This is a genomic window from Serratia liquefaciens ATCC 27592 (genome assembly GCF_000422085.1).
Classification (GTDB): domain Bacteria; phylum Pseudomonadota; class Gammaproteobacteria; order Enterobacterales; family Enterobacteriaceae; genus Serratia; species Serratia liquefaciens.
On the sequence record NC_021741.1, the window covers coordinates 2435158 to 2461292 of the forward strand.

A 26135-nucleotide genomic window follows, 5' to 3' on the forward strand; every position below is an offset into this window, starting at 1 on the left:
CGGTGGCGAAGGGGGGAATCAGCCTGGTGACGGGCTCTTTTTAACAGCAATAGGTTATTAAATCTCTTTATTGATGATATCGGCAACGCGCAGGGCAATGGCATAGCCGGTTAAGGTTGGATTCACCACGGTAGAGCTGGGGTGGACGCTGGTGCTGGTGATAAAGAGATTGGCATGATCGAAGGAGCGGCATTCGTGGTTGACCACCGAGTCCCGTGGATCACTGCCCATAATAGTGGTGCCCATGATATGGGAACTGGGTACCCATGCCTGGATGTCATTTAGCACTTCAGTTGCGCCAAATAACGCCTTGAACTGCTCATAGTCTTGATAAAGTTGGCCCATGGCGTTCAGGGTGTATTCATGCGCGATGTCGTAATTGATACGGGGCGTCGGCAAATTAAGCGCATCGCGCTTATTGCTCAAAGTGACGCGGTTCGCGGGATCGGGTAATACCTCGACGTAGGACGCAATTTTCAGGTAGCGTGCGCTATTGTGACGAATAAGACGATCCAGCTCAGGGCCGACGATACCCTGGTCCAGCAAACGCTTGGTGATCAACTCGTTAGGGACGGTATTATCGAGAAAGTGGCGGATTGCCGCATGCTGGTGTCGCAGCGGCGTGTCGCGCCAGGTGTTGATGCTTCCCTGCTGCGTCGGACCACGACCTGCCCAAACGGGATCTTTCGCCAGCATGGCGATAGCCCGCCCAGTATGCCCCATCATGTTACGTCCGACCTGATCCGACGAGTTGCCTATGTCCGACATCAGCATCAATTTCGGTGTTTCTACCCCATGGGCAGCCAGCACGAAATAGCGAGCCGTGAGGCGCGTACTTTCCCCCTGCGGATTCTTATAGTGCACGGCGACGATTTTGTTGTCCGGGCCTTTTTCGATACGGTAAACCACCGCATTCACCCGCAGCTTTGCGCCCCGATGCTCTGCCCAAACGACCGGCTTATCGCCAGAGAACTGCGCACCGATCGGGCAGATAGGGGCACAGTTGTTGTTACCCGCGCATATTGGTCGCCCTTGATAGGGGCGGGTCGCACGTGCATTGGGTTCATCGACGAAGTGGTGATGGGCACTGGAGACTTTTTCCGCTACCTGCTGGGTCAGATAGGTCCAGGGTTGCATCGCCATGGGATAAGGTTTGGAACGTGGGGGATAGGGTTCTTCACCATGGCCACGCTGGTCATCGGTATCGGAGCCGCTCACGCCAATTTCTTCTTCGGCCAATTGGTACCAGGGTTCCAGCGTGTCGTAGTCAATAGGCCAGTCACGACCGTGCCCATAGAGTGTTTTTAATTTGAAGTCGGCAGGCAGATTACGCCAGGTTGCCCCGCCCCAGTGCCAGGTAGTTCCCCCAACCAGACGCAAGAAAGAAGGCTTTTGGGTAATATTGCCCACGCTCTCAATATAGTCGTCAGAATACTTGCCGGTCGCCGACTTGGGCGCCCAGGGCAGGTCTGGGTAAGGGCCGTTATAATCTGATTTATTCCCATATTGGCGAAATGCTTCAAGGATTTCCGCACGCTTAACGCGGGGGCCCGCTTCTAAAATGATGACGGATCTTCCTTGCCTGACAAGGCTGTTCGCAATAGCACCGCCTAAAATACCGGCACCCACGACGATAATGTCGCAATCATATTCAATGGCCATATTTGCTCACTAATGATCTTCAATTTTCCAAATTTGGCGTGGCTATCCAGTAATTGGGTCGCGCGCGAATATAGGTAGGGATCACGGTCACATCACTCGTTGCTTGGAACATCAAGGCTTTCTCGTAATTCACTACTACGGCCTGGCGGCCACGCCCTACATTACCGGTATAAAAGCTCTCTATAATTAGCAGTGCTAATTTCCGATTTTCATCCTCTGCGGGCAGGGCAGAAATAAAGGATTGCACATCGGGGGCACCACTATCGCTTATCCTTTTTTCCAACATGGCGAGCCTGTCGCCAAACTTCTCGGTATGGGACGCCATGGTTGAATACATGGCTGCGGTAAATGCCGGATCGAGGTTCTGTCGGAGGGTCAGCCACTGAGCCAACTGATTAAAAAGCACCTCTGTGTGTTTGTCATCGAGCCGTTTTAGCGGGGTTGATACGGCATTGACCGACAGAAAGGCAGCTCCCGCGATGAGGGTGCTTTTCAACAGATGGCGACGAGAAAAGCCGTAGCTCGCTTTACTTTTGCTCTCTTTTTTCATTGCACGACGTCCTCATTGCTGGAACCACGCAGTTTTTCAACCTGATCGGGGGTGACGTTGAGTGCATGTCCGCCGAAGCTTTCCACCAGATATTCAGCCAGTTGAGCGATTTGTTGATTGCTCAACTGATCTGAGAACGCGGGCATAAAGTAGTGGTCCTTACCGTTGTTCACGTTGGCGCCGTGTAGAATGACCTGAATCAGGTTGTTGGCGTCGTTCGCGCCGATCACGCTGTTGCCGAGCATTGAAGGGTAATAACCGTCCGTTGTGCCGGCACCTTCTCTGCCATGGCAGCTTGCACAATTGTTCAGATAAATGTTGGCGCCCGGCATTTCGTCGTTGCGCCTCGGCTGTACCTGAGATGAGCGCGGTCGGGTCTGTTCATCACCTACGGCCTGTATGTCTTTCAAATACCCTGCAATGGCGTTCAGGTCCGCATCATTCATTTTGCTGAAGCTGTGGGTAATGGCTTCCGCCATGGAACCGGCTGCCTGAGCTTTAAAGGGGACATTGCCTGTTTTCAGATATTGAACGATCTCTTGCTGTGTCCAGCTACCGATACCAGATGCTTTGTCGCTGGTGATGTTAAACGCCTCCCAGCCGCCAATCTTGGCGCCGGCCAGGAAACCTTTCTGACTTTCGTCATAGGCTTTTTCTTGCATGCCCAATCCGCGGGGGGTGTGGCAAGAGCCGCAGTGTGCGGCGCCTTGCACCAAATAAGCGCCACGGTTCCACTCTGGGCTGCGGTCTGATTTGTATTGATAAGCCCCTTTCTCCAGAAATAGAGTATTCCAGGCCATCAGCGGCCAGCGCAGGGTAAGGGGCCAAGAGAAGTCAGGCTTTTTATTCGGTTGGTTAACAGGCTCAACGCCATGCATAAAATAGGCATACAGGTTGGCAATGTCTTCGTCCGTTAACTTGGTGTAAGAGGGGAATGGCATTGCCGGATAAAGATTTGAACCATCACGTCTAATCCCTTCCCGTAATACCTTCTTAAAATCTTCCAATGTATATTCGCCAATACCGTAGGTTTTATCTGGCGTGATGTTGGTGGAGTAAATATTGCCCATGGGCAATGGCATAGCCAACCCCCCGCTAAAAGGCTTGCCACCCGACGCGGTATGGCAGGCCACACAGTCTGAAGCAATGGCTAAATAACGGCCTTTGTGCTGTGCAAAATCACTCTCTGCGTCAGCAGGTTGCGCGTAACTCAATGAAGAATATAAAGGCATCGCGACGACCAGGAAACGGGTCAGCCTCTTTATACTCCAATGAGTTTTTTTATTACTCATCTTTGTTTTCCAAACCAAAATGGTGATATATGCGTTAAGATACAAAAATACTGTAACGGTTTAGTATTCAATGTATTGATCTGCAGCCGCTAATGTCAACGGTTATGTCTGTCGTTCAGCATTAATTGTTAATTTTTAGTGGGATTTAAATGGCGGAGTCAGGTTGGGGAGTTTTTGGATAAAGCGCCTTGGGATCAGGCGCTTTTGACGTATGTTTATGCCACCGGGCGCCGCCATAACCCAGCAAACCGGCCCGGTTTGGCAAACATCACCAGATTGCCAAGCAGGATCAGGCACAGGCCTATCACCGCATTGGTGTGCCACTGATAGCCTTCATACAGGGTTGAAATGGTCAGTGCCACCAGAGGAAACAGCAGGGTGCTGTAGGCAGCCGCCCCGGCGCCGATCCGCCCCAGCAGGCTGAAATAGGCCGCAAAGGCAATCACCGAGCCGAAAATCGCCAGATACAGCAACGAGCCGATGTAACGGGTGCTGAACTCAATCTGGAATGAGGCACCCTGGGCCAACGCAATCAGCGCCATCAGGATTGCGCCGTAACTCATGGCATAGGTATTAGTGGAAAGAATGTCCAACCCATGCCGCTGGTGGCGGGAGCTGATCATATTCCCCAAAGAGAAGCCGTAGGTGCCAAGAGCGCTCAGCCCGATGCCTTTCAACAGGTCCGGCGCCATTTGCGTTGCCACCAGATCTTGCCAGAACAGGGCGACGATCCCGGTCAGGCCCAGCACTGCTGCCGGTAACAGATTGGGGCTAGGGCGCTGGCGAAAGAAAATAATGCCGTTAACGGCATTGAACAGCACTGCCATCGAGAAAATCACCGATTCCAGCCCGCTGCTGATGTAGGCTGCGGCATGGTAAAAACAGTAGAAGTTAAAACCGAAAACGCAGCAGCCTTGCAGGACGCAAAACAGATGGTCGCGCAGGGCGATACGGCGCAAACGTCGTGCCAATAAAAGAATGACGAGCATCACTACTGCGGAAACCACAAAGCGGTAACTGATGGAAACGGGAATGGCCACCGGGCCTTCCTGCTGCAGAGTTATGGCAATCCAGGTGGTGCCCCAAATCAGCACCACGGCAAGGTACAACAGCACGTTCATAATTAACTCCGGCAAAATGGATAGGCTGAGTATCCGCCGCTGCACGGCGCCGCGCTTTCAGCGCTTTGCGAGCAATTGCATATTCTTGCGCTTTTTTTGGCAAAAGCGCGTGCTGATGGCTGGTATGGCACCGCGCCACTCTCTAAACTGGAAAGATTGAGCAAAGCGGGGTCGGTAATGTCCAGATACAAGGCGTTTGAAACGCTGCGGGAACATAAAGCGCAGTTGCACGACAGTGTGCGATTAAGCTGCGGCGTGGAGCTGGCCGCCTGGTCCAACTGTGACGATCGCATTACCCAGGAAAGCGCGGAGCACCATACTCTGAGCCTGTACGTCGCCGACGGTTACGAGTGCTATCAAAAAGTGCCAGGAGGGTGGAGAAACGGCGGCGGACCTGACCGTTTCTGCATTATGCCGCGCCAGTATGAATCCACCTGGGACGTGCGCAGCGATTTGTCTTTCGTCCACCTTTACTGTACCGATAAGCACCTGCGTCAGGTGGCGGAACAAATCTGGGATCGCAGCCCTGCGTCGATAAATCTGGTGCCCAACGCGTTTGCCGAAGACCCGCAAATCACCTTGCTGTATCGCCAGTTTCTACTCAGTTGCAACTGGCAGGAACGGGCCAATCAGCTGTCCCTCAGCAGTGCCACAACGCTGCTGATGACCTGTCTGGTTCAGCGCTACAGTGAACTGCAATGGACGCTGCCGCAGGTCCGTGGCGGTCTGGCCCCGGCCGTTGCCAAACGGGTGAAAGAGTATATCGAGCAGCATCTCGATCTGCCGCTGGTATTGGCCGATTTGGCCGCGCAGGCGGGGCTGAGCGAGTTCCACTTCGCCCGTATGTTCAAACATGACACCGGTCTGGCGCCGCATCAGTTTGTCATGCGCGCACGGCTACAGCAGGCAGAGCAGTTGCTTTGCCACAGTCAGTTGCCGCTGACGCAGATAGCGCTGGAGTGCGGTTTCAGCTCCGCCAGTCATTTCAGCAATCGCTTCAAAGTGGCCTATGGATGTTCCCCAACGCAGCGGCGTCAGGGGCGTTAACCTCAACAGGAGAGAACATGGAACAGCAGTTCGCAGGACTGGGCGTGTTGTTTGTCGCCGGATTTGGGCCTATTACCCAACAAACAGAGCACAGCAAGGCATTTTACGTCGATGCCCTGGGGCTGCCGTTGAAGCCGATGGAAGGCAATGCCGATTATCTGCTGAGCGAGCACGGCGCGCTGGAAGGCGTGAAGCACTTTGCTCTCTGGCCGCTGGCGCAGGCCGCGCAGTCGTGTTTTGGCAGCGATCAATGGCCGACGGACCTGCCGGTGCCGCAAGCCTGGATGGAATTTGACGTCGCTGATATGGCGCTGGCAACTCAGGGGTTGATTGACCGTGGCTACCGTCTGCTGGTTGCCAATCGCGAAGAGCCTTGGGGCCAGAGTGTCACACGGTTGCTTAGCCCTGAAGGGCTATTGATTGGCGTTACCTTTACCCCTTGGTTGCGTGATTGATTTTCACTGGTCTAATTCCCTCGCCGCTGGTGGGGGATATATCGTTTTTTAGAAAAATTGATTATTAGCTTATTCAAAACCCCAACTGATAAACCTATTGTTCTCGAGCTCTTCATGTGATTGGTGATAGTTATTCCTGTCAGTTAGATAAAAACATCATCCATAGATCGTTATTTCCTTTATTTAGAAGCAAAAATAAAATTAGGGTGCTCATAATTACACACTAAGGAAAATTAAATAGAGATAATTCTTATATTCCACACCCATCGCTAAAATAATAATGATTCTCGTTTTCAACCAAGGAAAGGAAGAGGGAACTATGGGCAAATTAGCAAGGGTAGGGATGACAACATTAATATCCCTGGGAATGACGATGATATTACCTACGGCAATGGCGGAGAATATCAATATGCCAAATAAGGATGTTACGGCCCAGCAAACGCAGCCGTCGTTTATCGCGGCCGGAAAAGTTGTGCAGGTCACTTTCGGTGACTTTGCCTTCAAACTGGATTTCACCGACGACAAAACCATGACCTTTACGGGGGTTGGCGCGGCCTCTCAGGGCGTAACCGACACCGTTCAGTATACGGCGGTTGAGATACGTCCCAAGGTCTACATGGTTTACTGGAGCGAACCCAAGTCCGGCGATAATGTCACTCATGTCGAGGATTTTCAGCGGGGTGAGGTCTACACCAATATCGCCAGTAAGGATGGGACTTTCACCCATCTGAAAGGGCAATTGAAAATCATAGGTCACTCAGGAAAATAAAGGAGCTACAATGAAAAAGGTATTTATCCCTTTGGTTATCGTCGGCAGTATGCTGGCCAATTACCCTGCATTGGCGGTTAAAAATAGCGAGCCTCATAAAGTCGCTGGAAATAAAAACATTCAGGATCAAAAGAAATTAAAGGTAGTGGAAGATCTGTACGCCGGTTTCTTTAATAAGCATGATATCAGCGTGGCGCAGCGGCTGATTGTGGAAAACTACAAGCAACATAATCCGTTTGTTGGCGATGGCATTAAACCGTTCCTGGATTTCTTCAGCCAGAATTTTAAAGATAATCCACAGTTCAGCGCGAAAATATACCGCAGTGCAGTGAGCGGCGACCTGGTGTATGTCCACGTATTGTATAAAAACAATCCACAAGACCGCGGTACCGCCAGCGTGGATATTTATCGGGTGAACAATCAGGGAAAAATCACCGAACACTGGGACGTCAATCAGGAAGTGCCGGAGAAATCGGCCAACGACAACACCATGTTCTAACGCTACAGGGCCGCTCCGGCGGCCCTGTTACTCATCTGCGCCCATTCTCGACCTGTTTGAACTGCCTGCGTACCTGTAAGCAATTGAGCAGCACCAATACCGCCGTGACGGCAAACACCCAGCGGAACCCCATCAGCGCCGAAACCCCAGAACCAATCAACGGACCGACCACGTTGCCAAGATACATAAACGACTGGTTGTAGCCGAAGATACGGCCGGTGACCTGATCGGAAGAGTACTTCAACAACAGCGTCTGTACCGCAGGCATCAGGGCACCGTCGGCAAAGCCCAGCAGAAAACGCAGGATCCCCAACTGGAGCGGTGTTTCCACCCAGGCCATGATGGCGAACAGCAGGGTGGTTAGCCCCAGCGCCGCCAGCAGAATGCGTGCGGTGCCAATACGATCGCCCAGCCGGCCGAGGCGTGGTGCGGAAATTAACGCCGCCACCCCAGGCACGGCGGCAATCATGCCGCTAATAAAGGCGATATTACCGCTATCACCTGACAACTCTTTTATAAACAGCGTCAGTATCGGGCTGATGGAGGAGTTGGCAAGTTGAATCATCAGGGTGCTGATAAACAGCGTTACAATCAGCGCAGGATAGGGCAGCGACTGGAAAACGGCCTTGCCGCTCAATCGGTCGGCTTTTTTTACCTCGACACGCCGCTCTTTTATCAGGAACAAGGTAATCAAAAAGCTGACGAACATCAGCCCAGCGGTAACGAAAAACACCACGCGCAACCCCAAGTGGTCCGCCATCAGCCCGCCGAGCAGCGGGCCGGCGATCACTCCGGAAATTTGACCGGTGGACAAGGTGCCCAGTGCCCAACCGCTTTTATCACGCGGCACCTGCGAGGCAACCAGCGCCATTGCATTGGGGATATAGCCGGAGGTCAGGCCCATCAACGCACGCAGCGCAAACAGCTGATAAACGTTAGTGACCATGCCCTGCAGTGCAATGACAATAGCCATGCCCAGCGAGGCGCGCAACAGCATCAGCTTGCGGCCTTTGCGGTCCGCCAGGCTGCCCCACAGCGGCGACACCAGTGCAGACACCAAAAAAGTGCCGCTGAACACCAGGCCCGACCAAATGCTGAGCGACTGGTGACCGCTGACGCCGAGCTGTTCGACGTACAGCGGCAGAAAAGGGAGGATTTGGCTCATTGCCAGCCCGGTGAAGAAACAGCCGAGCCAGACCGAAATCAGATTGAGTTTCCACGCTTCCATCAGCTTGTCGTACCACTTTGAATTAGGAGGGAATTATTGAGCAAGATAATAATAACACCGGTTACCAGGGCATGCCGGATGAAATAAGTGAACAAAAGTAAAACCTGCCGGTTGGCGGATGGCTCTGTAACGGCAATATCCCGCGCTATGGCGCCGTAATGCTACTGTAAAATGATCACCGGTAACGCAAGATTGCCGGTTGCCATCGGCGATGCAGTCATGGTGCTATAGCAAGGAATCAGCATTGTTCAGGAGACGCGGGAAATGACGTTTACGCTGCGAGAGATGGGGGCGGCCGATGTTGCGCCCGCACATCTACTGTCGCAAAAAATACAGTGGCCGCATCGGCTGGAAGATTGGCAGCAAGCGTGGTCATTGGGTGGCGGGGTGATCGCTGAAGTCGAGGGAGACGTGGTTGGCTGCGCCCTGCGCTGGCTATGGGGCGACCAACGGGCCACGCTAGGGTTGGTGATAGTTGCAGAGCAATGCCGTGGGCAAGGTATCGCCAGAGCCATGTTACAGCAGATGATAGCGCCTTTGCCCGACTATCAGTTTCATCTGGTAGCGACCGATCACGGCAAACCGCTGTACCAAAAATTGGGGTTTATCGATCAGGGATTACTGGCGCAGCACCAATGCCGGGAGATGCCGGCAGGCCATACCGCACCTTTGCCCAAGGGGGCAAGTTTACGGCCGGCCTTGCCGCAGGATCTTGCCACCCTGGTTGAGCTGGATTTGGCCGCCAGCGGCCTCAGCCGCCACCCCCTGTTGGCCGCAATGTTGGCAAGCGCCGAACAGGCTTTGGTGCTGGAGCAGCAGGGGATTGCCGTCGGATTTGCCTTCCGCCGTCGTTTTGGTCACGGCAACATGATCGGCCCGGTGGTCGCGCCTGGTCTAACGGGGGCCATTGCCATGGTTGACGCCTTATGCCTGCCTTGTCAGGGCGAGTTTGTGCGGGTGGATACTCCCCTGGCCAGCGGCCTCAGCCCTTGGCTGGCCGAGCGCGGTTTACCCTGCGTCGATACGCCGACCATTATGGTGCGTGGCGTGCCCCATAGACCGGATTGCGACGTTGCACTGACATTTTCACTGGTTTCGCAAGCCTGGTCATAAAATTGAAATTAAGGGTTCAGGGTGGTGCATCGCCCGATGCATTGCCCAAATGTTGTGCAATAGTTATCAACTGATGACTATGTTGTAACCGCAGGTTTTTGTCGTTCCTGCGCCGCCGTACGCCGTCGCGCGTGAAATTTCCCCTGCAATCCGCAATTGGCACAGGCCATGCATTGTCATCATCTCGCTTTGTTATCTGAGTAACAAAGTGGGGTTTGGTGACAACTCAACAACAGCGGGCGAACTATGGCAGAGCATCCAGATGTGATGGCACAAATAGAAGCGTCATTTGCGGTGCAAACCCCCACCGGGAAACGCATTGCCGGATATCTGCTGGCCAATTTGCCGCAGGTGCCGTTTGAGACCGCCGACAGCATTGCTCGTAGCACCGCCACCAGCGGTATTTCGGTCGGGCGCTACCTGCGCAGCCTGGGTTACCGCAACCTTGAGGACTTAAAGCGCACCTTGCGCGAGCAGGGTACGGCTTTGCATCAACCCTGGGGCGTGACCGATCGCCTGGGGGCTTATCGCCGTCGGCGCGAACAGCCGCAACCCCAAAAATTACGTCAGTCATTAACGCTGGAGCTGGAAGCGATCGAACACGTTTACCAATTGGCCGGCGGCGAAGCCTTTGCGCAGGTCAGCCGTCAGTTGGCGCAGGCGGAAGCGGTGTTTGTCGTGGGCATTCAGTCTACGCGCGGCATTGCCAATGCCTTTTACAGCCATCTGGAATATCTGCGGCCCAAGGTCTATTACGCGGACGGGTTATCCGGCACCTATGTGGAGTCGCTAAATTCGGAATTCAGTGCGCCATATCTGGTGCTGACGGACACGCGCGCGTATTCGACCATCGCACAAAAATACTGCCAGGCGGCCTGTGCGCGTGGGCTGCGGCTGGCGCTGATTACCGATATTTACTGCCCCTGGGCTCGGGATTACCCGATCGACCTGCTGCAGGTAAAAACCGACACCGGTCAGTTTTGGGATTCGCTGGCCCCGCTCAGTTGCCTGTTCAACCTGCTGCTGTCTTCGGTGCTGGAACAGGGCGGTACAGCGGTCGAGCAACGGCTGGCAAGCAACCGAATGCTGCAAAAAGAGCTGGGGCAATTTGAATCTTAACCGTATGGGAAAACGCAATGAGTGACAATGTAACATTAACCGATCTGGCCGAGGCCTTTCCTGGTCTGCCGATTGAGTTGAAATATGCCGGCGCCGACAACCTGACGGGCCGGGCGATTTATCGCGAGAGCCGCTGCCTGCTGCATCCTGATGCGGTGCAGGGGCTGACGCGTTGCCTGCTGGCGGCACGGCTGGCCGGTTTTTCCCTGCTGGTATTTGACGCTTATCGACCGCAGCAGGCGCAGGCGTTGCTGTGGCAAGCCTGTCCGGATCCGCAGTATGTCACCAGCACCTTGACCGGATCGCATCATAGCCGGGGTGTCGCGATCGACGTGACGCTGTTGGACGCCGAGGGTATCGCTCTGGATATGGGCACCGGCTTTGATGAAATGAGCGAAAAATCACACCCGTTTTATCCTGATTTCCCTCCGGAGGTGCAGCGCAACCGGCTGCTGCTGAATGCGGTGATGGCCGCCGGAGGTTTTCGCGGGATCGCCAGCGAATGGTGGCACTTCGAGCTGCCCAACGCCGGGGATTATCCGCTGCTGGTCGATCGCTTCGGCTGTTTTTCTTACGACTAAAACAACACACATTCAACGCATCAGGAGCTTTGTTTATGAATCAGATCAAATACGCCGCTCTGGCGGCTGCAGTGACGTTGGGCATGACGGTAGCCGGGCCGGTACAGGCGGCGGTACCAAAGGACATGTTGGTGATTGGCAAAGCGGCCGATCCGCAAACGCTGGATCCGGCGGTGACTATCGATAATAACGACTGGACGGTGACCTACCCGGCCTATCAGCGGCTGGTGCAGTACAAGACCGAAGGCGGAAAAGGTTCGACCCAGGTGGAGGGTGAGCTGGCCGACAGCTGGACCAGTTCAGACGACCAACTGGTCTGGACCTTTAAGCTAAAACCCGGCAACAAGTTTGATGACGGTTCGGACGTGAACGCCGATGCGGTCAAATGGTCGTTCGAGCGTCTGATGAAGATTGGTCAGGGACCGTCAGAGGCCTTCCCGAAAGACCTGCAGGTCACGGTGGTGGATCCGCTGACGGTACGTTTCACTCTGAAAACGCCGTTTGCGCCGTTCCTGTACACCCTGGCCAATGACGGTGCCGGCATCGTTAACCCGGCGATTGCCAAGGCGAATCCGGCGGACGAGGGCAAGGCCTGGCTGGCGAACCATAGTGCCGGCTCTGGGGCGTACAAACTGGATCGCTGGCAAAAGGGCCAGCAGTTGGTGCTGGTGCCTAACCCGCATTACAGCGGTGCCAAACCGGCGTTTAAACGCGTCACGGTGAAAATCATCGGCGAAAGCGCCACCCGCCGTCTGCAACTGACCCGAGGCGACCTGGATATTGCCGAATCGCTGCCGATTGACCAGCTCACGGCGCTGAAAAGTGAAAACAAGGTTGCGGTGAACGAGTACCCGTCGCTACGGGTGACCTATTTGTACCTTAACAACGGCAAAGCGCCGCTTAACCAGGTGGATCTGCGTCGCGCCATCTCTTACGCCGTGGATTATCAGGGCATGGTGAAGGGCATTCTCGGGGGCAACGGCAAACAGATGCGCGGCCCGATCCCGGAGGGCATGTGGGGCTATGACGCCAATGCCCAGCAGTACAGTCAGGATGCGGACAAGGCCAAGGCAGCACTGGCGGCGGTGAAAGACAAACCCGCTTCGCTGAACTTCCTCTATTCGATCAGTGACCCTAACTGGGAGGCGATTGCGCTGTCGGTACAGGCCAGCCTGGCGACGGTCGGCCTCAACGTCAAACTGGAGAAGCTGGCCAACGCTACCATGCGGGATCGCATCGGTCAGGGTAATTACGATATCGCCATCGGCAACTGGAGCCCGGATTTCGCCGACCCCTATATGTTCATGAACTACTGGTTTGAATCCGACAAGAAAGGGCTGCCGGGCAACCGGTCGTTCTACAGCGATCCGCAGGTGGATGCCCTGTTGAAGAAAGCGGTATCGGTGTCCGATCAGCAGGTTCGCACCGCGGATTACCAGGCGGCGCAGAAGATCGTCATCGACCAGGCGGCCTACGTCTATCTGTTCCAGAAAAACTATCAGGTGGCGATGAACAAAGAGGTGAAGGGCTTTGTGTATAACCCGATGCTGGAGCAGGTGTTCAACGTTGGGCAGATGAGCAAGTAATTTTTTTCGGGCAGCCGTTTGGCTGCCCCTGCACCATGGGAAACCGCTATGAACGTTTGGAGCCTTATCCGTCAGCGCTGCTGGGGGTTGGTGCTGGTGATGTTCGGGGTGTGCGTGATCACCTTTACCATCTCGCACCTGATCCCCGGCGATCCGGCGCGCTTGCTGGCCGGTGACCGCGCCAGCGAGGAAATCGTCCAGCATATTCGCCAACAGCTGGGGCTGGACCAGCCGCTGTATGTGCAATTTGGCCGCTACGTGCTGGATTTGCTGCATGGCGATTTGGGGACTTCCATTCGCACCGGACGGCCGGTGCTGGACGATCTGCGCGCCTTCTTTCCCGCCACGCTGGAGCTGGCTTTTTGCGCTTTACTGTTGGCGATCGCGTTTGGCGTCCCGCTTGGGGTGGTGTCGGCAGTGTATCGTAATAAATGGCCCGATCATCTGGTGCGGCTGTTGTCGGTGACCGGCATCTCCACCCCGGCGTTCTGGCTGGGGTTGGGGGTGATTATCCTGTTCTACGGGCAACTGAATCTATTGCCCGGCGGCGGCAGACTGGACGACTGGCTGGATCCTCCCACCCACATCACCGGGTTTTACCTGCTGGACTCCTTGCTGACCGGCAACGGCGAGGCGTTCTGGAACAGCCTGCAACACCTGATCCTGCCGGCGCTGACGTTAGCCTTTGTTCATCTTGGGGTAGTGGCGCGCCAAATCCGCTCGGCGATGCTGGAACAATTGGGGGAAGACTATATCCGCACGGCCCGTGCCAACGGCCTTTCGCACTGGCGAGTGGTGCTTGGGCATGCGTTGCCCAACGCGTTGATCCCCTCGGTGACGGTGTTGGGGCTGGCTTTGGGGGACTTACTCTATGGCGCGGTGCTGACCGAAACGGTCTTCGCCTGGCCGGGCATGGGCGCTTACGTGGTGGATTCCATTCAGGCGCTGGACTTTCCGGCGGTGATGGGGTTTGCCGTGGTGGTCTCTTTTGCCTACGTGATGGTTAATTTGATCGTCGATCTGCTCTACCTGTGGATCGACCCAAGAATGGGGCGCGAGGGATAATGACAATGACTCAAATCGAACAACCACCGATCGCGGAACCCGTATTGCGCTATCTCAGCCTGCGCCGCGCCTGGTACCGGGTTCGGCGGAGTCCGCTGACGCTGCTGGGTGCTGCCATCATGATAGCCGTGCTGTTCCTGATGCTGTTCTCGCCGTGGCTGGTGCCGCATAACCCGGACGCCATTGACCTAACCGCGCGCTTACTGCCGCCTTCGCCCGAGCACTGGTTCGGTACCGACGAAGTGGGCAGGGACCTGTTCAGCCGAGTCCTGGTTGGCAGCCGTCAATCGGTGGCCGCCGGGCTGGCGGTGGTGGTATTGGCGGGGAGCATTGGCTCGCTGCTCGGCTGTTTCTCCGGCGTGATGGGCGGTACGGTTGATGCGTTAATTATGCGCTGCATGGATATCATGCTGTCGGTGCCGTCGCTGGTGTTGACCATGGCGCTGGCGGCGGCGTTGGGCCCCAGTTTGTTCAACGCCATGTTGGCGATTGCCGTGGTGCGCATTCCTTTCTACGTGCGGCTGGCGCGCGGCCAAACGTTAACGCTGCGTCATCAGGCGTATATGCAAGCGGCGCGCACCTTTGGCGCTTCGCGCTGGCATCTGATTGGCTGGCACGTGCTGCGCAATGTGATGCCGCCGTTGGTGGTGCAGGCGTCGCTGGATATCGGTACCGCGATCCTGATGGCGGCTACGCTGGGCTTCATCGGCCTGGGTGCCCAGCAACCGACCGCCGAATGGGGCGCTATGGTGGCCAATGGACGCAACTATGTGCTCGACCAATGGTGGTATTCGGCCTTTCCCGGCACGGCGATCCTGATCACCGCCACCGGTTTCAACCTGTTCGGCGACGGTCTGCGCGACCTGCTGGATCCTAAAACCCGGGGGCGCTGATGAGTGAAACCACCGTTTTATCAATCGATGAATTGCAGCTGGAGTTTCCGATTTACGGCGGCAGCGTCAAGGCGCTCAATCGCGTCTCGTTGCAGGTCAAGGCGGGCGAAATCGTCGGCGTGGTGGGCGAGTCCGGCTCCGGCAAGTCGGTCACTGCGATGATGACGTTACGGCTGCTGGCGGAAGAGGGTTACCGCGTGACCGGCGGTTCGCTGGAGATGCTGGGCACCGACGTGCTTAACGCCAGCGAGCGGCAAATGCGCCAGTTGCGCGGTGCGCGGGTGTCGATGATTTTTCAGGAGCCCATGAGCGCGCTCAATCCAACGCGCAAGATCGGCCGCCAGATGTGCGAGGTGATCCGCCTGCACCAGCGACTTTCCGCCTCGGCGGCTCGCGACAAGGCGATTCAGCTGTTACAGGAAATGCAGATTGCCGATGCACCGCGGGTGATGGAGCGATATCCGTTTGAGTTGTCCGGCGGTATGCGCCAACGGGTGCTGATTGCCATGGCGTTTTCCTGCGAACCGGAACTGATCATCGCTGACGAACCCACCACTGCGCTGGACGTCACGGTCCAGCGTCAGGTGTTGCGTTTGCTACAGCAGAAGGCGCGAGCCAGCGGCACGGCGGTGCTATTTATCACTCACGATATGGCCGTGGTGTCGCAACTTTGCGACCGGGTGTATGTGATGTACGCAGGACACGTGATTGAGAGTGGCGCCACCGCCAATGTGATTGAGCATCCCAGTCATCCGTACTCCATTGGGCTATTGCTGGCGGCGCCGGAGCGTGCCGAACCGCGCAGCCTGCTGCAGGCTATCCCCGGTACGGTGCCCAACCTGAGTGCGTTACCGCCAGGCTGCGCTTTTAGCAACCGTTGCCGCCATGCTGACGCTCAGTGTCGGCTTACGCCGAGGCTTACGCCATTGGTGGCAGAGCCGAGCCAAAGGGTAGCCTGTTGGCATCCGCAGTCTGTCGATTTGGAGGTGCAAAATGAACGTTGAGGCACTGCTGGAACTGCGCGACGTGCGATTACGTTTCCCCGCCAGCTATAACTGGCGCGGCAAGCCGCGAGAGTATGTTCATGCGCTCAATGGGTTGGATCTGAACATTATGCGCGGCGAAACCTTGGGCATCGTTGGCGAGTCCGGCTGCGGCAAAAGCACCCTGGCGCAGTTGCTGATGGGGTTGTTGAAGCCCAGCAGCGGCGAGCTGCTGCGGGCGCGCAATGCCGGCTCCTGGTTTGGCAGCGGCATGCAAATGGTGTTTCAAGATCCGCAGTCATCGCTCGATCCGCGCCTGCCGGTATGGCGAATTATCACCGAGCCGGTGTACGTGCAGCAACACAACAGCGTGGCGGAACGACGGGCGCAGGCGGCGGAGTTGGCTCAGCAGGTGGGACTGCGGCCGGAGGCGATTGACCGGTTGCCGCACGAGTTTTCCGGCGGACAGCGACAGCGTATCTCCATCGCCCGCGCACTGTCGTCACAGCCGGACATCATCGTGCTGGACGAACCTACTTCGGCGCTGGATATTTCGGTGCAGGCGCAGATCCTCAATTTACTGGTGGAACTGCAACGCCAGCGCAACCTGACTTATGTGCTGATCTCGCATAACGTTTCGGTGATCCAGCACATGAGCGATCGGGTAGCGGTGATGTATCTGGGGCAGATTGTCGAATTGGGGCCGACCGCGCAGGTGTTGCGCCAGCCTCAGCACCCTTACACCCGGTTGCTGTTGGATTCGGTGCCCCGTACCGGCCGTTCACTGAGCGACAGCGCAATTGAAGACCGCAAAGGGGAATTACCGGGCAACCGTCAGTTGCCGCAGGGCTGCTTTTTTCGCGAACGTTGCCCTTACGCCGGCGAGGGGTGCCAGCGACCGCAAAGTTTGAGAGTCAATTTGGGCGGCACGGCGGTGCGTTGCCATAAGGTAGGATGACGGCGATACGCTCAGCGGATAATGCCGCGCGTCGAGCGTGTGAAGAAGTCGAGGAACAGGCGTAGCAATGGGTATTCCACGCTCAGGTGGATAACCTCTTGCCGTACATCCTCCAACGCCATCGACCGGTGATACAGCATGTCGTAGAGAGCGTGAATAACTCGCTGTTGTTGCGGATCGGCGGCCAGAAAAGCCGGCGCTGCCAGATGCAGGCCGTCAGGTTTGGCGCGATGGCCGCCGGCCTGAACAAAGGGCGGCAGATCCTGCACCAGCAGGGCACCGTCGGCAACTTTTGCATGGGCACCGATAATGCAAAATTGGTGTACCGCGCACCGGGCGCCGACCCATGCAGCATCGCCCATCTCAACATGCCCGGCCAGGCCGCTGTGCTCGCCGACGTAAGCACCGTTTCCGATGACGCAGTCGTGGGCAACATGCACATTATCCCGCAGGTGATTGTCGTTACCGATGACGGTGCGCTGGCGCCCCTGTACCGTACCGCGATGTAGGGTGGCGTAATGGCCTATACGGTTACGATCGCCAATGATTAACGAGGTCGGTTCATCGGCATACTTCAAATCCTGGCTGGCTTCGCCGATCGAAGAAAACGAGCCGAAAACGTTGTCGCGGCCGATACGGGTCAGGCCGTTAATTACCGAGTGCGAGGCAACAGTGGTGCCTTCGCCTATCTCAACCCCGGCGGAGATGACGCAAAAAGGCCCGATACGCACGTGCGCACCGATCATCGCGCCGGGCGCGATCAGGCTGTTGTCTGCAATAAGGGCAGAGGGAGAAATCATCACGTTTCCTGATGGCGGCGCGTGGCTATCCATCAGCCAGGCCAGTCATCGGTTAATTATTAAGCCGGATTCTGGATTAATTGGGGGAAACAGGAACGCGTGGGCAGGAAGTTTGCCTTCCGGTCGGTGTGACAAGGTTTGTCTGCGGCCAGCATAAGCCGGTATTTGCCTCAGACTGCTACCTTATATTTTATTTATTTTGTGAACCTTTGGGTAATAACGGGATGTTACCACCGGCGATTTCAACTCTTTGCTCTGCAGGGCTGAAAATGGTCAGGCTGACAACGGTCAATTCCGTCGCCAGCGAATGCCATAACTCAGGGCAGTGGCCAATCGGTAGGGGTGTTACTGACGACCTCGACATACATGTCCCAGGCGTGGGACCAGAATTGCGTAAAGCCTTCCTGACTGAAGCTAATACCCATCAGGCCCATCACGAACCAGCAGGTGGTGAACAACCCGAGGCTGCTGAACATAAATGCCATGCCGTTGCGGCTGGTCTTACGGCAAACGACGTTTAGCTGGCTGGCCATAAACATCATAACGGCGCTAAGCAACTCCCAGCGCATCATAATAAAACCTGTGGCAATGGCACTCATCGAACGGGATCCTTGGTGATAAAGCTGCTCCCGGCGAGCGGCCGGAAGGTCAGGGCAACGGGTGAAATAGTGTGATCTGTGTCACATTGTAGCACTGGGATAAATCGCTGCTCAATCCCTGAGCGGGAGAAAAATCGGCATTTGGTAACATTCCAACATGCTGAAACATTTATGCCATTTCATTAGCAACCTTTTAATGGGGAGCGCAAACCAATAACGCTATGCTTGCCGACTTTTCACTGCCCTGATTTATCTTGGGAAAATGTGACGTCTGACAGGTAACTCGCCACGTATGGCCCTATTAAAAGATAAAATTCGCGACCATTCCGCCGAAGAAATGTTGTTTATACGCCGCGCCGGCGTGGCAATGGTGTTGGTTGTCGCCTGTTTTGGCGTGTTGATCCTCAACCTGTACCGCCTGCAGGTAAAACAGCATGCGTTCTACCAGACGCGATCCAATCAAAACGACATCAAGATGGTGCCGATTGCCCCCAGTCGCGGGCTGATTTTCGACCGCAACGGCATTGCGCTGGTGCGTAACATTACGCTGTATCAGATCCAGATTATCCCCAGCAAAATCGACAATATGACTGCGCTGCTGCAGGCGCTGACGCCGATTGTCGATCTGACCCCCGAAGACATCGCCGCTTTTCGCGATGACATGCACCACAATGGCCGCTACAAGCCGGTTACCTTGAAAAGCGGGCTGACGGAAACCGAGGTGGCGCGCTTCGCGGTCAATCAATACCGTTTTGACGGGGTGACGATTGACACCTATCAGCAGCGGGAATATCCCTACGGTGCCGAACTGGCCCACGTGGTGGGTTACGTGTCTAAAATCAACGATGGCGATTTGAAGCGGCTGGACAAGGCGGGCCTCAGCGAGAACTATGCCGCCGACCACAATATCGGCAAGCAGGGCATCGAGGCTTATTATGAGTCAGAGTTGCATGGCACCACCGGTTATCAGGAAGTCGAAGTGGATAACCACGGTCGCGTGATACGCCTGCTGAAAGAACAACCGCCACAGGCGGGCAAAAACATTTACCTGACGCTCGATCTGCCGCTGCAGCAATATATCGAATCGGTGCTTAAAGGGCAGCGGGCAGCAGTGGTGGTGGAAGACCCGCGCGACGGTGGCATTTTGGCCATGGTCTCCAGCCCCAGTTACGATCCCAACCCTTTTGTGAAGGGCATCAGCTATCCCGCGTATAAAGCTCTGCTGAGCAACCCCGATCTGCCGCTGATTAACCGCGTCACGCAAGGGCTTTACCCACCGGCATCCACGGTGAAGCCTTACATGGCCACTTCCGCGCTGTTTGCTGGAGTGATCACCCCCAACACCACCTTCTTTGGCGCTCCGACCTGGACCTTACCGGGTACCCAGCGCCGTTATCGTGACTGGCTTAAAACCGGGCATGGCATGCTGAACGTGACCAAGGCGATAGAGGAGTCCGCCGATACCTTCTTTTATCAGGTGGCGTTTGAAATGGGCATTGACCGTATTCACAGCTGGCTAAGCCAGTTTGGTTACGGTCAGGCGACCGGGATTGACCTTAACGAAGAGTATCGCGGCGTGCTGCCAAGCCGCGAATGGAAACAGCGGGTGCATAAAAAAGCCTGGTATCAGGGGGACACCATCTCGGTAGGCATCGGCCAAGGATATTGGGTGGCTACGCCGATCCAGATGGTGAAGGCGTTAACGACGCTGATCAACAACGGCAAGGTGAAAACGCCCCATTTGTTGTACTCCATGCGGCAGGGCAACCTGGTGAGCCGCTACCAGCCACCGGTAGAGAGTGCACAGATTGGTGATGCCAAATCGCCGTACTGGGGCATCGTTCGCAATGGCATGTACGGCATGGCCAATCTGCCAAACGGCACCGGTTATAAGCTGTTCCATACTGCGCCGTATCAGATTGCCGCCAAGTCCGGGACTTCACAGGTGTTTGGTCTGAAAGAGAATCAGACTTATAACGCCAAAATGATCCCGGTACGGCTGCGCGACCATATTTTCTATACGTTGTTCGCGCCTTATAAAAATCCGCGGGTGGCGATGGCATTAATTCTGGAAAACGGCGGTGGTGACGGTGTGGTCGCGGGGCCGACGGCCCGGGCGATCCTCGACCATATTTTTGACCCGGCCAACGCCCCGCAGCCTGAGGTTAACCAGAAAGTTAAACCGGAGTTAAACGATAGCGCGGATGTGCAACAGTAAACGCGTTTGTTTTTACTTTCTTACAAACTGCAATCTTCTAACTATTTCTGTCAGGGTAGACTGAAATAATCACATAACTTTAATAAAAACGCAGGGTTAACAGTGGCGCCATTAACAAAAAAAAGCGGTAAAAATTATTCGACCCTTCGCTTTGGTTGGATTTGCGGCGGGATCCTGGTTTGCTTTTTCCTGCTGGCCTTTCGGGTCGGCTATTTGCAGTTGCTGGAGCATCAGCAGTTGGCGGATCAGGCCGATCAGCGTTCGATTCGCACCCAGGTGCTGCCCACCAACCGGGGGATGATCACCGACCGTAACGGCGAGGCCTTGGCCGTCAGCGTGTCATCGAAAGATATTGTGTTGGATCCCAAGCATATTCTCGACACCCATACCGATATCGGCAATGAACGCTGGCAGAGCCTGGCCAACGTGCTGAAAATGCCGCTACCCGAGGTGCAAAGGCTGATCCAGGCTAATGCCCACAAGCGTTTTGTCTATCTGGCGCGCAAAGTCGAAGATGATAATGCCGATTACATCAGCAAGCTGCGTTTAACCGGCGTCAGTACCCTGCAGGACTTCAGCCGTTTCTACCCGATGAGCCAGGATGCCGCCGGGCTGATCGGCATTGTCGGGCAGGACAATCAGGGTCTTGAAGGTATCGAGCTGGGCTTTAACCACCTGCTGCAAGGCAAGAACGGCCTGCGGGTTTACCAGAAGGACGGCAGCGGGGCGGTGATTGGCGTGATCAAGAACGTCGATCCTGTGCCGCCGCCGAATGTCACGCTGAGTATTGATAAATTCATCCAGTACGTGCTGTACGCGCAAATTCGCGACGGCGTGGTGGCAAACCAGGCCGATTCCGGCTGTGCGGTGCTGGTAAAAGTGAATACCGGTGAAGTGCTGGGGATGGCCAGCTACCCGTCATTCAACCCGAACAACTACGCCAATACCCCGGCCAAAGATATCCGCAACGTGTGCAGCAGCGACAGTTTCGAACCGGGTTCTACCGTGAAGCCGGTGGTGGTGATGGTCGGGCTGGAACACCGGTTGATTAAACCGGATACCGTACTGGACACCACGCCTTACCGGGTCAATGGTCATTTGATCAAGGACGTAGGCCACTGGTCGAAATTGACCATTACCGGCGTGCTGCAAAAATCCAGCGACATCGCAGTTTCACATATTGCGCTGGCGCTGCCCGCTACCGTACTGCCTGCGGTTTACAAGAGCTTTGGCTTGGGTAGACCGACCGACCTGGGCATCGGCAACGAAAGCAGCGGTTATTTGCCGCAGCACCGCGAACGCTGGGCTGATATCGAACGCGCAACCTTCTCGTTTGGTTATGGTTTGCGTGTGACCCCGTTACAGATGGCGCGTGAATACGCGGCTATCGGTTCCTATGGCGTTTATCGGCCATTGTCGATCACCCGAGTGACGCCACCGGTGATGGGGCAGCGCATTCTGCCAGAAGATACGGTAAAAACCGTGGTGCATATGATGGAAAGCGATGCCTTACCGGGGGGCAGCGGGGTCAGCGCTGCGGTACCGGGTTACCGTTTGGCGATTAAAACCGGTACCGCAGAGAAAATGGGCACCAACGGCAAATACGACGGCGGTTACATTAACTACACCGCCGGCGTGGCGCCGGCCAGCGATCCGCAGGTGGCGCTGGTGGTGATGGTCAACAACCCGAAAGCAGGCAAGCACTTCGGTGGTTCGGTGGCTGGCCCGGTGTTCGGCAAGATCATGGCGCAGGTATTGGAACATATGAATATCTTGCCTGATGCCCAGCCGTTGAACGTCGTTTCGCAGGTTAAAGGCTAACCTGATGTTCCCCCTCTGCGGAGGGGGAACCAGTCACTTTTTCAACGTCGCAAGGTGGGTCTGTACCCATTCGACATCACGAGTGAAGTTAAGATAAATCTGGCGGTTTTATTAAAAAGGGGAATATTTTTTAAGCGTCGATACTTTGTCTGGGCGGGAATATTTATAGATAAGACAATCTGATTAATTCGATAAAATAAAAAGAATCTGACGCACCAATGCGTGGCGAATAAAATAAATTCGGCCGGGTATTTTCAATTGAAAACAACCCGGCCTAAAAATATTAACGGCTGGTTTGGTGGCCGATGATACCGCCCAGCGCTGCGCCACCCAAGGTACCCAGCGTACTGCCGTCGGTCAATACTGCGCCACCCAGCGCGCCAACGCCGGCACCGATAGCGGTGTTGCGATCGCGGTGAGACATATTCCCACATGCGGTGACAGAAAGTGTTGCCATGATGATAACCATCACGCCTGCGGCACGTTTAAGGTTCATAAGAGTTTCCTGATAAATTGCCTAATTAACAGACAAAGAAAGCACTGATTAATCGGCCGGTAGAAGTTGAGATGAATGTATTCTGCCGAAAGAAAATAGAACAGGTAAATATTCTTAATTTTGTGCCATCGGATTTTATTTAATCGCCATTTTACTTTGGGGTGATGATTAAATCGCCAGCCTGTTATCTCTTGGGGCAGGTTGGATAATCCTTAAAACGCGTTAAAAATCCTAAGGCCCAGGGTTATGGGCTATGACGCGTTCCGGCCTGCATTGGCGTACGGATACCGCTGGGTGTTGGCGCCACTGCTTCTGGTGCGGGTTGTCCCTGACAGAGAGCATTTTTTTGCATTGCGGTAATGCAACTGTGTAAGTTACATTAGCGATATTGAGTTGTGATCTGCATCACAGATTGAAATCAAGCAAAAATAACCTTAAGAAATTCCAGGGAAATTTTCCTTTCTGGGCAGGCTTTTTGCTGCTTAAAAACCAGGAGACAACGATGTTAGAAATACTAGAGAGTTTGGCCACCGTGGTGATCATGGTGCCGGTAATGATTGCCTTGTTGCTTGGCTCGATTTATGGCTTGGGTGAGCTGTTTAATCTGTTTTCTGCCGTGGGCGGGAAAAAGAGCTGACGCTGAAATAATGTTCGAGGGGCGCAATGCCCCCCGATGCAGGTTTAAAGTACCGTTGCCAGGAAATCACGCGTTCTTTGATGTACCGGTTCATCCAGCACCTGTTTTGCCGTCCCCGTTTCTACCACTTTCCCTTGATCCATAAAGATGATTTGGTCCGCCACTTCGCGGGCAAAACCGATCTCATGCGTCACCACCACCATAGTCATGCCAGAGTGCGCCAGGCCTTTCATCACCTGCAGCACTTCGCCAACCAATTCGGGATCGAGCGCAGAAGTGGGCTCATCGAACAGTAGTACCTCTGGCGTCATCGCCAGGGCGCGGGCGATCGCCACTCGCTGTTGCTGTCCACCAGAAAGCTCGCGTGGCCAGGCGTGAATGCGATGTTCCAGCCCGACGCGGGCCAGCAGCGCTTTTGCCCGTTCCACCACCAGGCTTTTCTTTTCCTTTTTGACCAGCAGCGGGGCTTCAGTAACGTTCTCCAGCACTGTGCGGTGCGGGAATAAATTGAACTGTTGGAACACCATACCGATGCTTTTACGCTGTTCGGCCACTTCGCGTTCCTTCAGTTCATACAGCTGGTTGCCTTTTTGGCGGTACCCGATGAGTTGCTCGCCCACCCGAATGGTTCCGCCGTCGAGTTTTTCCAGGTGATTGATGCAGCGCAGCAAGGTCGACTTCCCCGAACCGGAAGGGCCGAGGATCACCGTTACCGAGCCTGCCGGGATCTGCAGGCTGATATTTTTCAACACTTCGGTGCCGGAAAATGACTTGCGCACCTGGTTGATCTGAATGGCGGCGCTCATGATTGTGCCTCCTGTGACGGACTGGATGCGGCTTTGCGGGGACGGAACAGCCAGTTGCTGCGCACCGCCTGGCTACCTCGACCAAAATAGCGCTCAACATAGTACTGGCCGATCGACAAAATCGAGGTCATCACCAGATACCACAACGTGGCAACCAACAGCAGCGGGATCACCTCATAGGTGCGCTGATAGATGATCTGCGCCGAATAGAGCACGTCCTGCAGGGCAATCACCGACACCACCGCAGTGGTTTTAAGCTGCCCGATCACCTCATTGCCGGCAGGGGGCAAAATGGTGCGCATGGCCTGCGGTAAAACTACGCGCCACAGGATTTGTCCACGGCGATACCCCAAGGCCTTGGCGGCTTCCAGCTGGCCACTGCCGACGCTTTGGATACCGGCGCGTACAATCTCCGCCGCATAAGCCGACTGATGCATCACCAGGGCGATCACCGCCGCGCTGAAGGTACTGATGATGGTGTTGGTCGGAGCGCTGGCCACTTCACCCAGGAAGGGGATCCACAGACTGATGCGCGGGTAGAGTGCGGCGATGTTGTACCACAGGAAAAGCTGCACCAGCATCGGCACCGCGCGGAAGAACCAGGTATAAAACCAGCTCACCGCCACCAGCACCGGGTTGGCCGACAGACGCATCAACGCCAGCAGCACGCCCCCGGCGAAGCCGAAGATCACAGAAATCACGGTGAGCTTCAGCGTCATGATCACGCCATTGATAATCGACGCTTCGGTAAAGTTTTCCGCCACCACCGCCCATTCGAAGCGCGGGTTATGCAGCATCGAATTGGCGATAATGCCGACGATCAGCAGCACCAACAGGGCGCTGAACCAGCGCCCATAATGCCGATGACCGACGATGCGCAGTTCGGCATCACCGGTCGCTTGTGGCCCATTCATTTTGCAATCTCTTCATTGATGCCGGCGGTTTTCACCGCACCGAAGCCGATATCCCAACCGTCGAGGATTTTCTGGTAGCTGCCGTCGGCAATCAGCGAGTTAAGCGCCGCCTGCACCGGTTTCACCAGGTCGGAACCTTTCGGCAAGGCGATGGCGACCGTGGTGCCTTCAATGTTGATGTCGCCTGCCAGCGCCAGCGGTTTAACATGGGTAGCCTGATAACGCAGGCCTTCATACGGACCAAAGAACATCGGCACGCGTCCGCTGATTACGGCCTGAACACCGGCTGGACGATCGGGGAAAATCGGAATGGTGATCGCCGGTTTTCCGCCGCTGACGCAGCTGTCGCTGGCCTGCTGCAAGCGGGTAATTTGTGAAGTGCCGGCCCCGGCGCCGACGGTTTGTCCACAAAGCTGCGCCAGCTCGGTGTAAGGGCCGAGGGCGGCATCTTTACGGGCGATCAGCGCCAGCTTGGACGCGTTGTAATAGCCGACAAAATCGACCTGTTGGAAGCGCTTCTTGTTTGCGTCGATATTGGCCAGGGCAACGTCATAACGGCCGGATTTAAGGCCGGGGATGATATTGTCGAAGCCGCCGGTATCCTTCCAGTGGATTGCCACGCCGAGGCGATCGGCGATGGCGCTCATCACGTCGATTTCACGCCCGGCCAGCGTTTTGTTGTCCGCTTCATAGAAGGTGGTCGGGGGCGTATTGGGATTGGTGCCCGCCACGATGTAACCGGCTTTTTTTATTGCTTCCGGCAGGCTGTCGTGCAGTGCGGGATCGGCGTTGGCTTTTACCGCGGCGCGGAAGGGCACATCGCCTTCAGCGGCATAACCGACGGCCAGCGGAGCCAAGGTAGCGCCAGCCAGCAGCAGGGAGAGTACGGTGCGTTTGAGGTTGGTTTTCATCATGTTCCCCTG

General features: G+C 55.6%; 26 protein-coding genes. 15 read left to right on the forward strand and 11 right to left on the reverse strand.

The features are described from left to right. Positions 1–57: 57 nt before the first annotated feature. The 4 genes from M495_RS11430 to M495_RS11445 all read right to left on the reverse strand — a co-directional run bounded on the left by M495_RS11430 (position 58) and on the right by M495_RS11445 (position 4625). Entirely contained in the window at positions 58–1662 is a 1605-nt protein-coding gene (locus M495_RS11430) for a GMC family oxidoreductase (protein ID WP_020826812.1), read from the reverse strand. A 19-nt stretch (positions 1663–1681) separates the two neighbouring features. Then, complete coding sequence (locus tag M495_RS11435) at positions 1682–2212, reverse strand: sugar dehydrogenase complex small subunit (protein WP_020826813.1); 531 nt, start codon at positions 2210–2212, stop codon at positions 1682–1684. Next, on the reverse strand, positions 2209–3504 hold the full coding sequence (locus M495_RS11440; RefSeq protein ID WP_051150512.1) for a cytochrome c: 1296 nt from the start codon (positions 3502–3504) through the stop codon (positions 2209–2211). The genes M495_RS11435 and M495_RS11440 overlap by 4 nt, the downstream gene beginning before the upstream one ends. Positions 3505–3719: 215 nt before the next feature. After that, positions 3720–4625 (reverse strand): DMT family transporter, encoded by a 906-nt coding sequence (locus M495_RS11445; RefSeq protein WP_020826815.1) that lies wholly within the window; start codon positions 4623–4625, stop codon positions 3720–3722. 177 nt (positions 4626–4802) lie between these two features. On the opposite strand from M495_RS11445, the gene M495_RS11450 reads away from it, so the two are divergent. From M495_RS11450 to M495_RS11465, 4 genes are all read left to right on the forward strand, one after another. Next, positions 4803–5672 (forward strand): helix-turn-helix domain-containing protein, encoded by an 870-nt coding sequence (locus M495_RS11450; RefSeq protein WP_020826816.1) that lies wholly within the window; start codon positions 4803–4805, stop codon positions 5670–5672. A gap of 17 nt (positions 5673–5689) precedes the next feature. Next, positions 5690–6127 (forward strand): VOC family protein, encoded by a 438-nt coding sequence (locus M495_RS11455; protein WP_020826817.1) that lies wholly within the window; start codon positions 5690–5692, stop codon positions 6125–6127. Positions 6128–6446: 319 nt separating this feature from the next. Next, positions 6447–6896: a MoaF-related domain-containing protein gene (locus M495_RS11460; RefSeq protein WP_020826818.1), complete on the forward strand. Its 450-nt coding sequence runs from the start codon at positions 6447–6449 to the stop codon at positions 6894–6896. A 10-nt stretch (positions 6897–6906) separates the two neighbouring features. Beyond that, positions 6907–7395 (forward strand): nuclear transport factor 2 family protein, encoded by a 489-nt coding sequence (locus M495_RS11465; protein ID WP_020826819.1) that lies wholly within the window; start codon positions 6907–6909, stop codon positions 7393–7395. A 31-nt stretch (positions 7396–7426) separates the two neighbouring features. Here M495_RS11465 and M495_RS11470 read toward each other — a convergent pair whose 3' ends face one another. Next, positions 7427–8623: a multidrug efflux MFS transporter gene (locus M495_RS11470; RefSeq protein WP_020826820.1), complete on the reverse strand. Its 1197-nt coding sequence runs from the start codon at positions 8621–8623 to the stop codon at positions 7427–7429. Between the two features lie 264 nt (positions 8624–8887). On the opposite strand from M495_RS11470, the gene M495_RS11475 reads away from it, so the two are divergent. From M495_RS11475 to M495_RS11510, 8 genes are all read left to right on the forward strand, one after another. Beyond that, positions 8888–9736 (forward strand): GNAT family N-acetyltransferase, encoded by an 849-nt coding sequence (locus M495_RS11475; protein WP_020826821.1) that lies wholly within the window; start codon positions 8888–8890, stop codon positions 9734–9736. Positions 9737–9982: 246 nt separating this feature from the next. Beyond that, the gene (locus tag M495_RS11480; protein ID WP_020826822.1) at positions 9983–10855 is read left to right on the forward strand and encodes a MurR/RpiR family transcriptional regulator; all 873 of its coding nucleotides are present in this window, start codon (positions 9983–9985) and stop codon (positions 10853–10855) included. 17 nt (positions 10856–10872) lie between these two features. Then, entirely contained in the window at positions 10873–11436 is a 564-nt protein-coding gene (ddpX, locus tag M495_RS11485) for a D-alanyl-D-alanine dipeptidase (protein ID WP_020826823.1), read from the forward strand. A gap of 35 nt (positions 11437–11471) precedes the next feature. Then, positions 11472–13022, forward strand: coding sequence for an ABC transporter substrate-binding protein (locus M495_RS11490; protein ID WP_020826824.1), 1551 nt, complete (start codon positions 11472–11474; stop codon positions 13020–13022). A 48-nt stretch (positions 13023–13070) separates the two neighbouring features. After that, positions 13071–14087: an ABC transporter permease gene (locus M495_RS11495; RefSeq protein WP_020826825.1), complete on the forward strand. Its 1017-nt coding sequence runs from the start codon at positions 13071–13073 to the stop codon at positions 14085–14087. 5 nt (positions 14088–14092) lie between these two features. Further along, positions 14093–14980, forward strand: a complete 888-nt coding sequence (gene ddpC, locus M495_RS11500) for a D,D-dipeptide ABC transporter permease (RefSeq protein WP_020826826.1) — start codon at positions 14093–14095, stop codon at positions 14978–14980. Next, positions 14980–15984, forward strand: coding sequence for an ABC transporter ATP-binding protein (locus M495_RS11505; protein ID WP_020826827.1), 1005 nt, complete (start codon positions 14980–14982; stop codon positions 15982–15984). Before ddpC ends, M495_RS11505 begins: the two co-directional genes overlap by 1 nt. Next, positions 15974–16921 carry an oligopeptide/dipeptide ABC transporter ATP-binding protein gene (locus M495_RS11510; protein WP_020826828.1) on the forward strand — a complete coding sequence of 316 codons (948 nt, stop codon included), beginning with the start codon at positions 15974–15976 and terminating at the stop codon, positions 16919–16921. Before M495_RS11505 ends, M495_RS11510 begins: the two co-directional genes overlap by 11 nt. An 11-nt stretch (positions 16922–16932) precedes the next feature. On the opposite strand, the gene lpxA is transcribed toward M495_RS11510, so the two are convergent. Beyond that, complete coding sequence (lpxA, locus tag M495_RS11515) at positions 16933–17721, reverse strand: acyl-ACP--UDP-N-acetylglucosamine O-acyltransferase (RefSeq protein ID WP_020826829.1); 789 nt, start codon at positions 17719–17721, stop codon at positions 16933–16935. 317 nt (positions 17722–18038) lie between these two features. Next, positions 18039–18320 (reverse strand): YjcB family protein, encoded by a 282-nt coding sequence (locus M495_RS11520; protein WP_020826830.1) that lies wholly within the window; start codon positions 18318–18320, stop codon positions 18039–18041. Positions 18321–18612: 292 nt separating this feature from the next. Here M495_RS11520 and mrdA point away from each other — a divergent pair, with 292 nt between their 5' ends. Together mrdA and M495_RS11530 are read left to right on the forward strand one after the other, a co-directional pair. Continuing rightward, positions 18613–20538, forward strand: a complete 1926-nt coding sequence (gene mrdA, locus M495_RS11525; protein WP_020826831.1) for a penicillin-binding protein 2 — start codon at positions 18613–18615, stop codon at positions 20536–20538. A gap of 102 nt (positions 20539–20640) precedes the next feature. Continuing rightward, positions 20641–22359, forward strand: a complete 1719-nt coding sequence (locus M495_RS11530) for a penicillin-binding transpeptidase domain-containing protein (protein WP_020826832.1) — start codon at positions 20641–20643, stop codon at positions 22357–22359. Positions 22360–22642: 283 nt separating this feature from the next. Here the strand turns inward: M495_RS11530 and osmB are convergent, their stop codons facing one another. Continuing rightward, on the reverse strand, positions 22643–22855 hold the full coding sequence (gene osmB / locus M495_RS11535; RefSeq protein WP_020826833.1) for an osmotically-inducible lipoprotein OsmB: 213 nt from the start codon (positions 22853–22855) through the stop codon (positions 22643–22645). A 502-nt stretch (positions 22856–23357) separates the two neighbouring features. On the opposite strand from osmB, the gene M495_RS24975 reads away from it, so the two are divergent. Continuing rightward, a complete protein-coding gene (locus tag M495_RS24975; RefSeq protein WP_020826834.1) occupies positions 23358–23492 on the forward strand; it encodes an AcrZ family multidrug efflux pump-associated protein in 135 nt (44 codons plus the stop codon). A gap of 44 nt (positions 23493–23536) precedes the next feature. Here the strand turns inward: M495_RS24975 and M495_RS11545 are convergent, their stop codons facing one another. Genes M495_RS11545 through M495_RS11555 form a run of 3 tightly spaced genes read right to left on the reverse strand, consistent with a single transcriptional unit; the run spans position 23537 to position 26123 of the window. Further along, positions 23537–24298 carry an amino acid ABC transporter ATP-binding protein gene (locus M495_RS11545; protein ID WP_020826835.1) on the reverse strand — a complete coding sequence of 254 codons (762 nt, stop codon included), beginning with the start codon at positions 24296–24298 and terminating at the stop codon, positions 23537–23539. Beyond that, on the reverse strand, positions 24295–25212 hold the full coding sequence (locus tag M495_RS11550; protein ID WP_020826836.1) for an amino acid ABC transporter permease: 918 nt from the start codon (positions 25210–25212) through the stop codon (positions 24295–24297). The genes M495_RS11545 and M495_RS11550 overlap by 4 nt, the downstream gene beginning before the upstream one ends. Then, entirely contained in the window at positions 25209–26123 is a 915-nt protein-coding gene (locus tag M495_RS11555; RefSeq protein WP_020826837.1) for an ABC transporter substrate-binding protein, read from the reverse strand. The genes M495_RS11550 and M495_RS11555 overlap by 4 nt, the downstream gene beginning before the upstream one ends. Positions 26124–26135 lie beyond the last annotated feature (12 nt).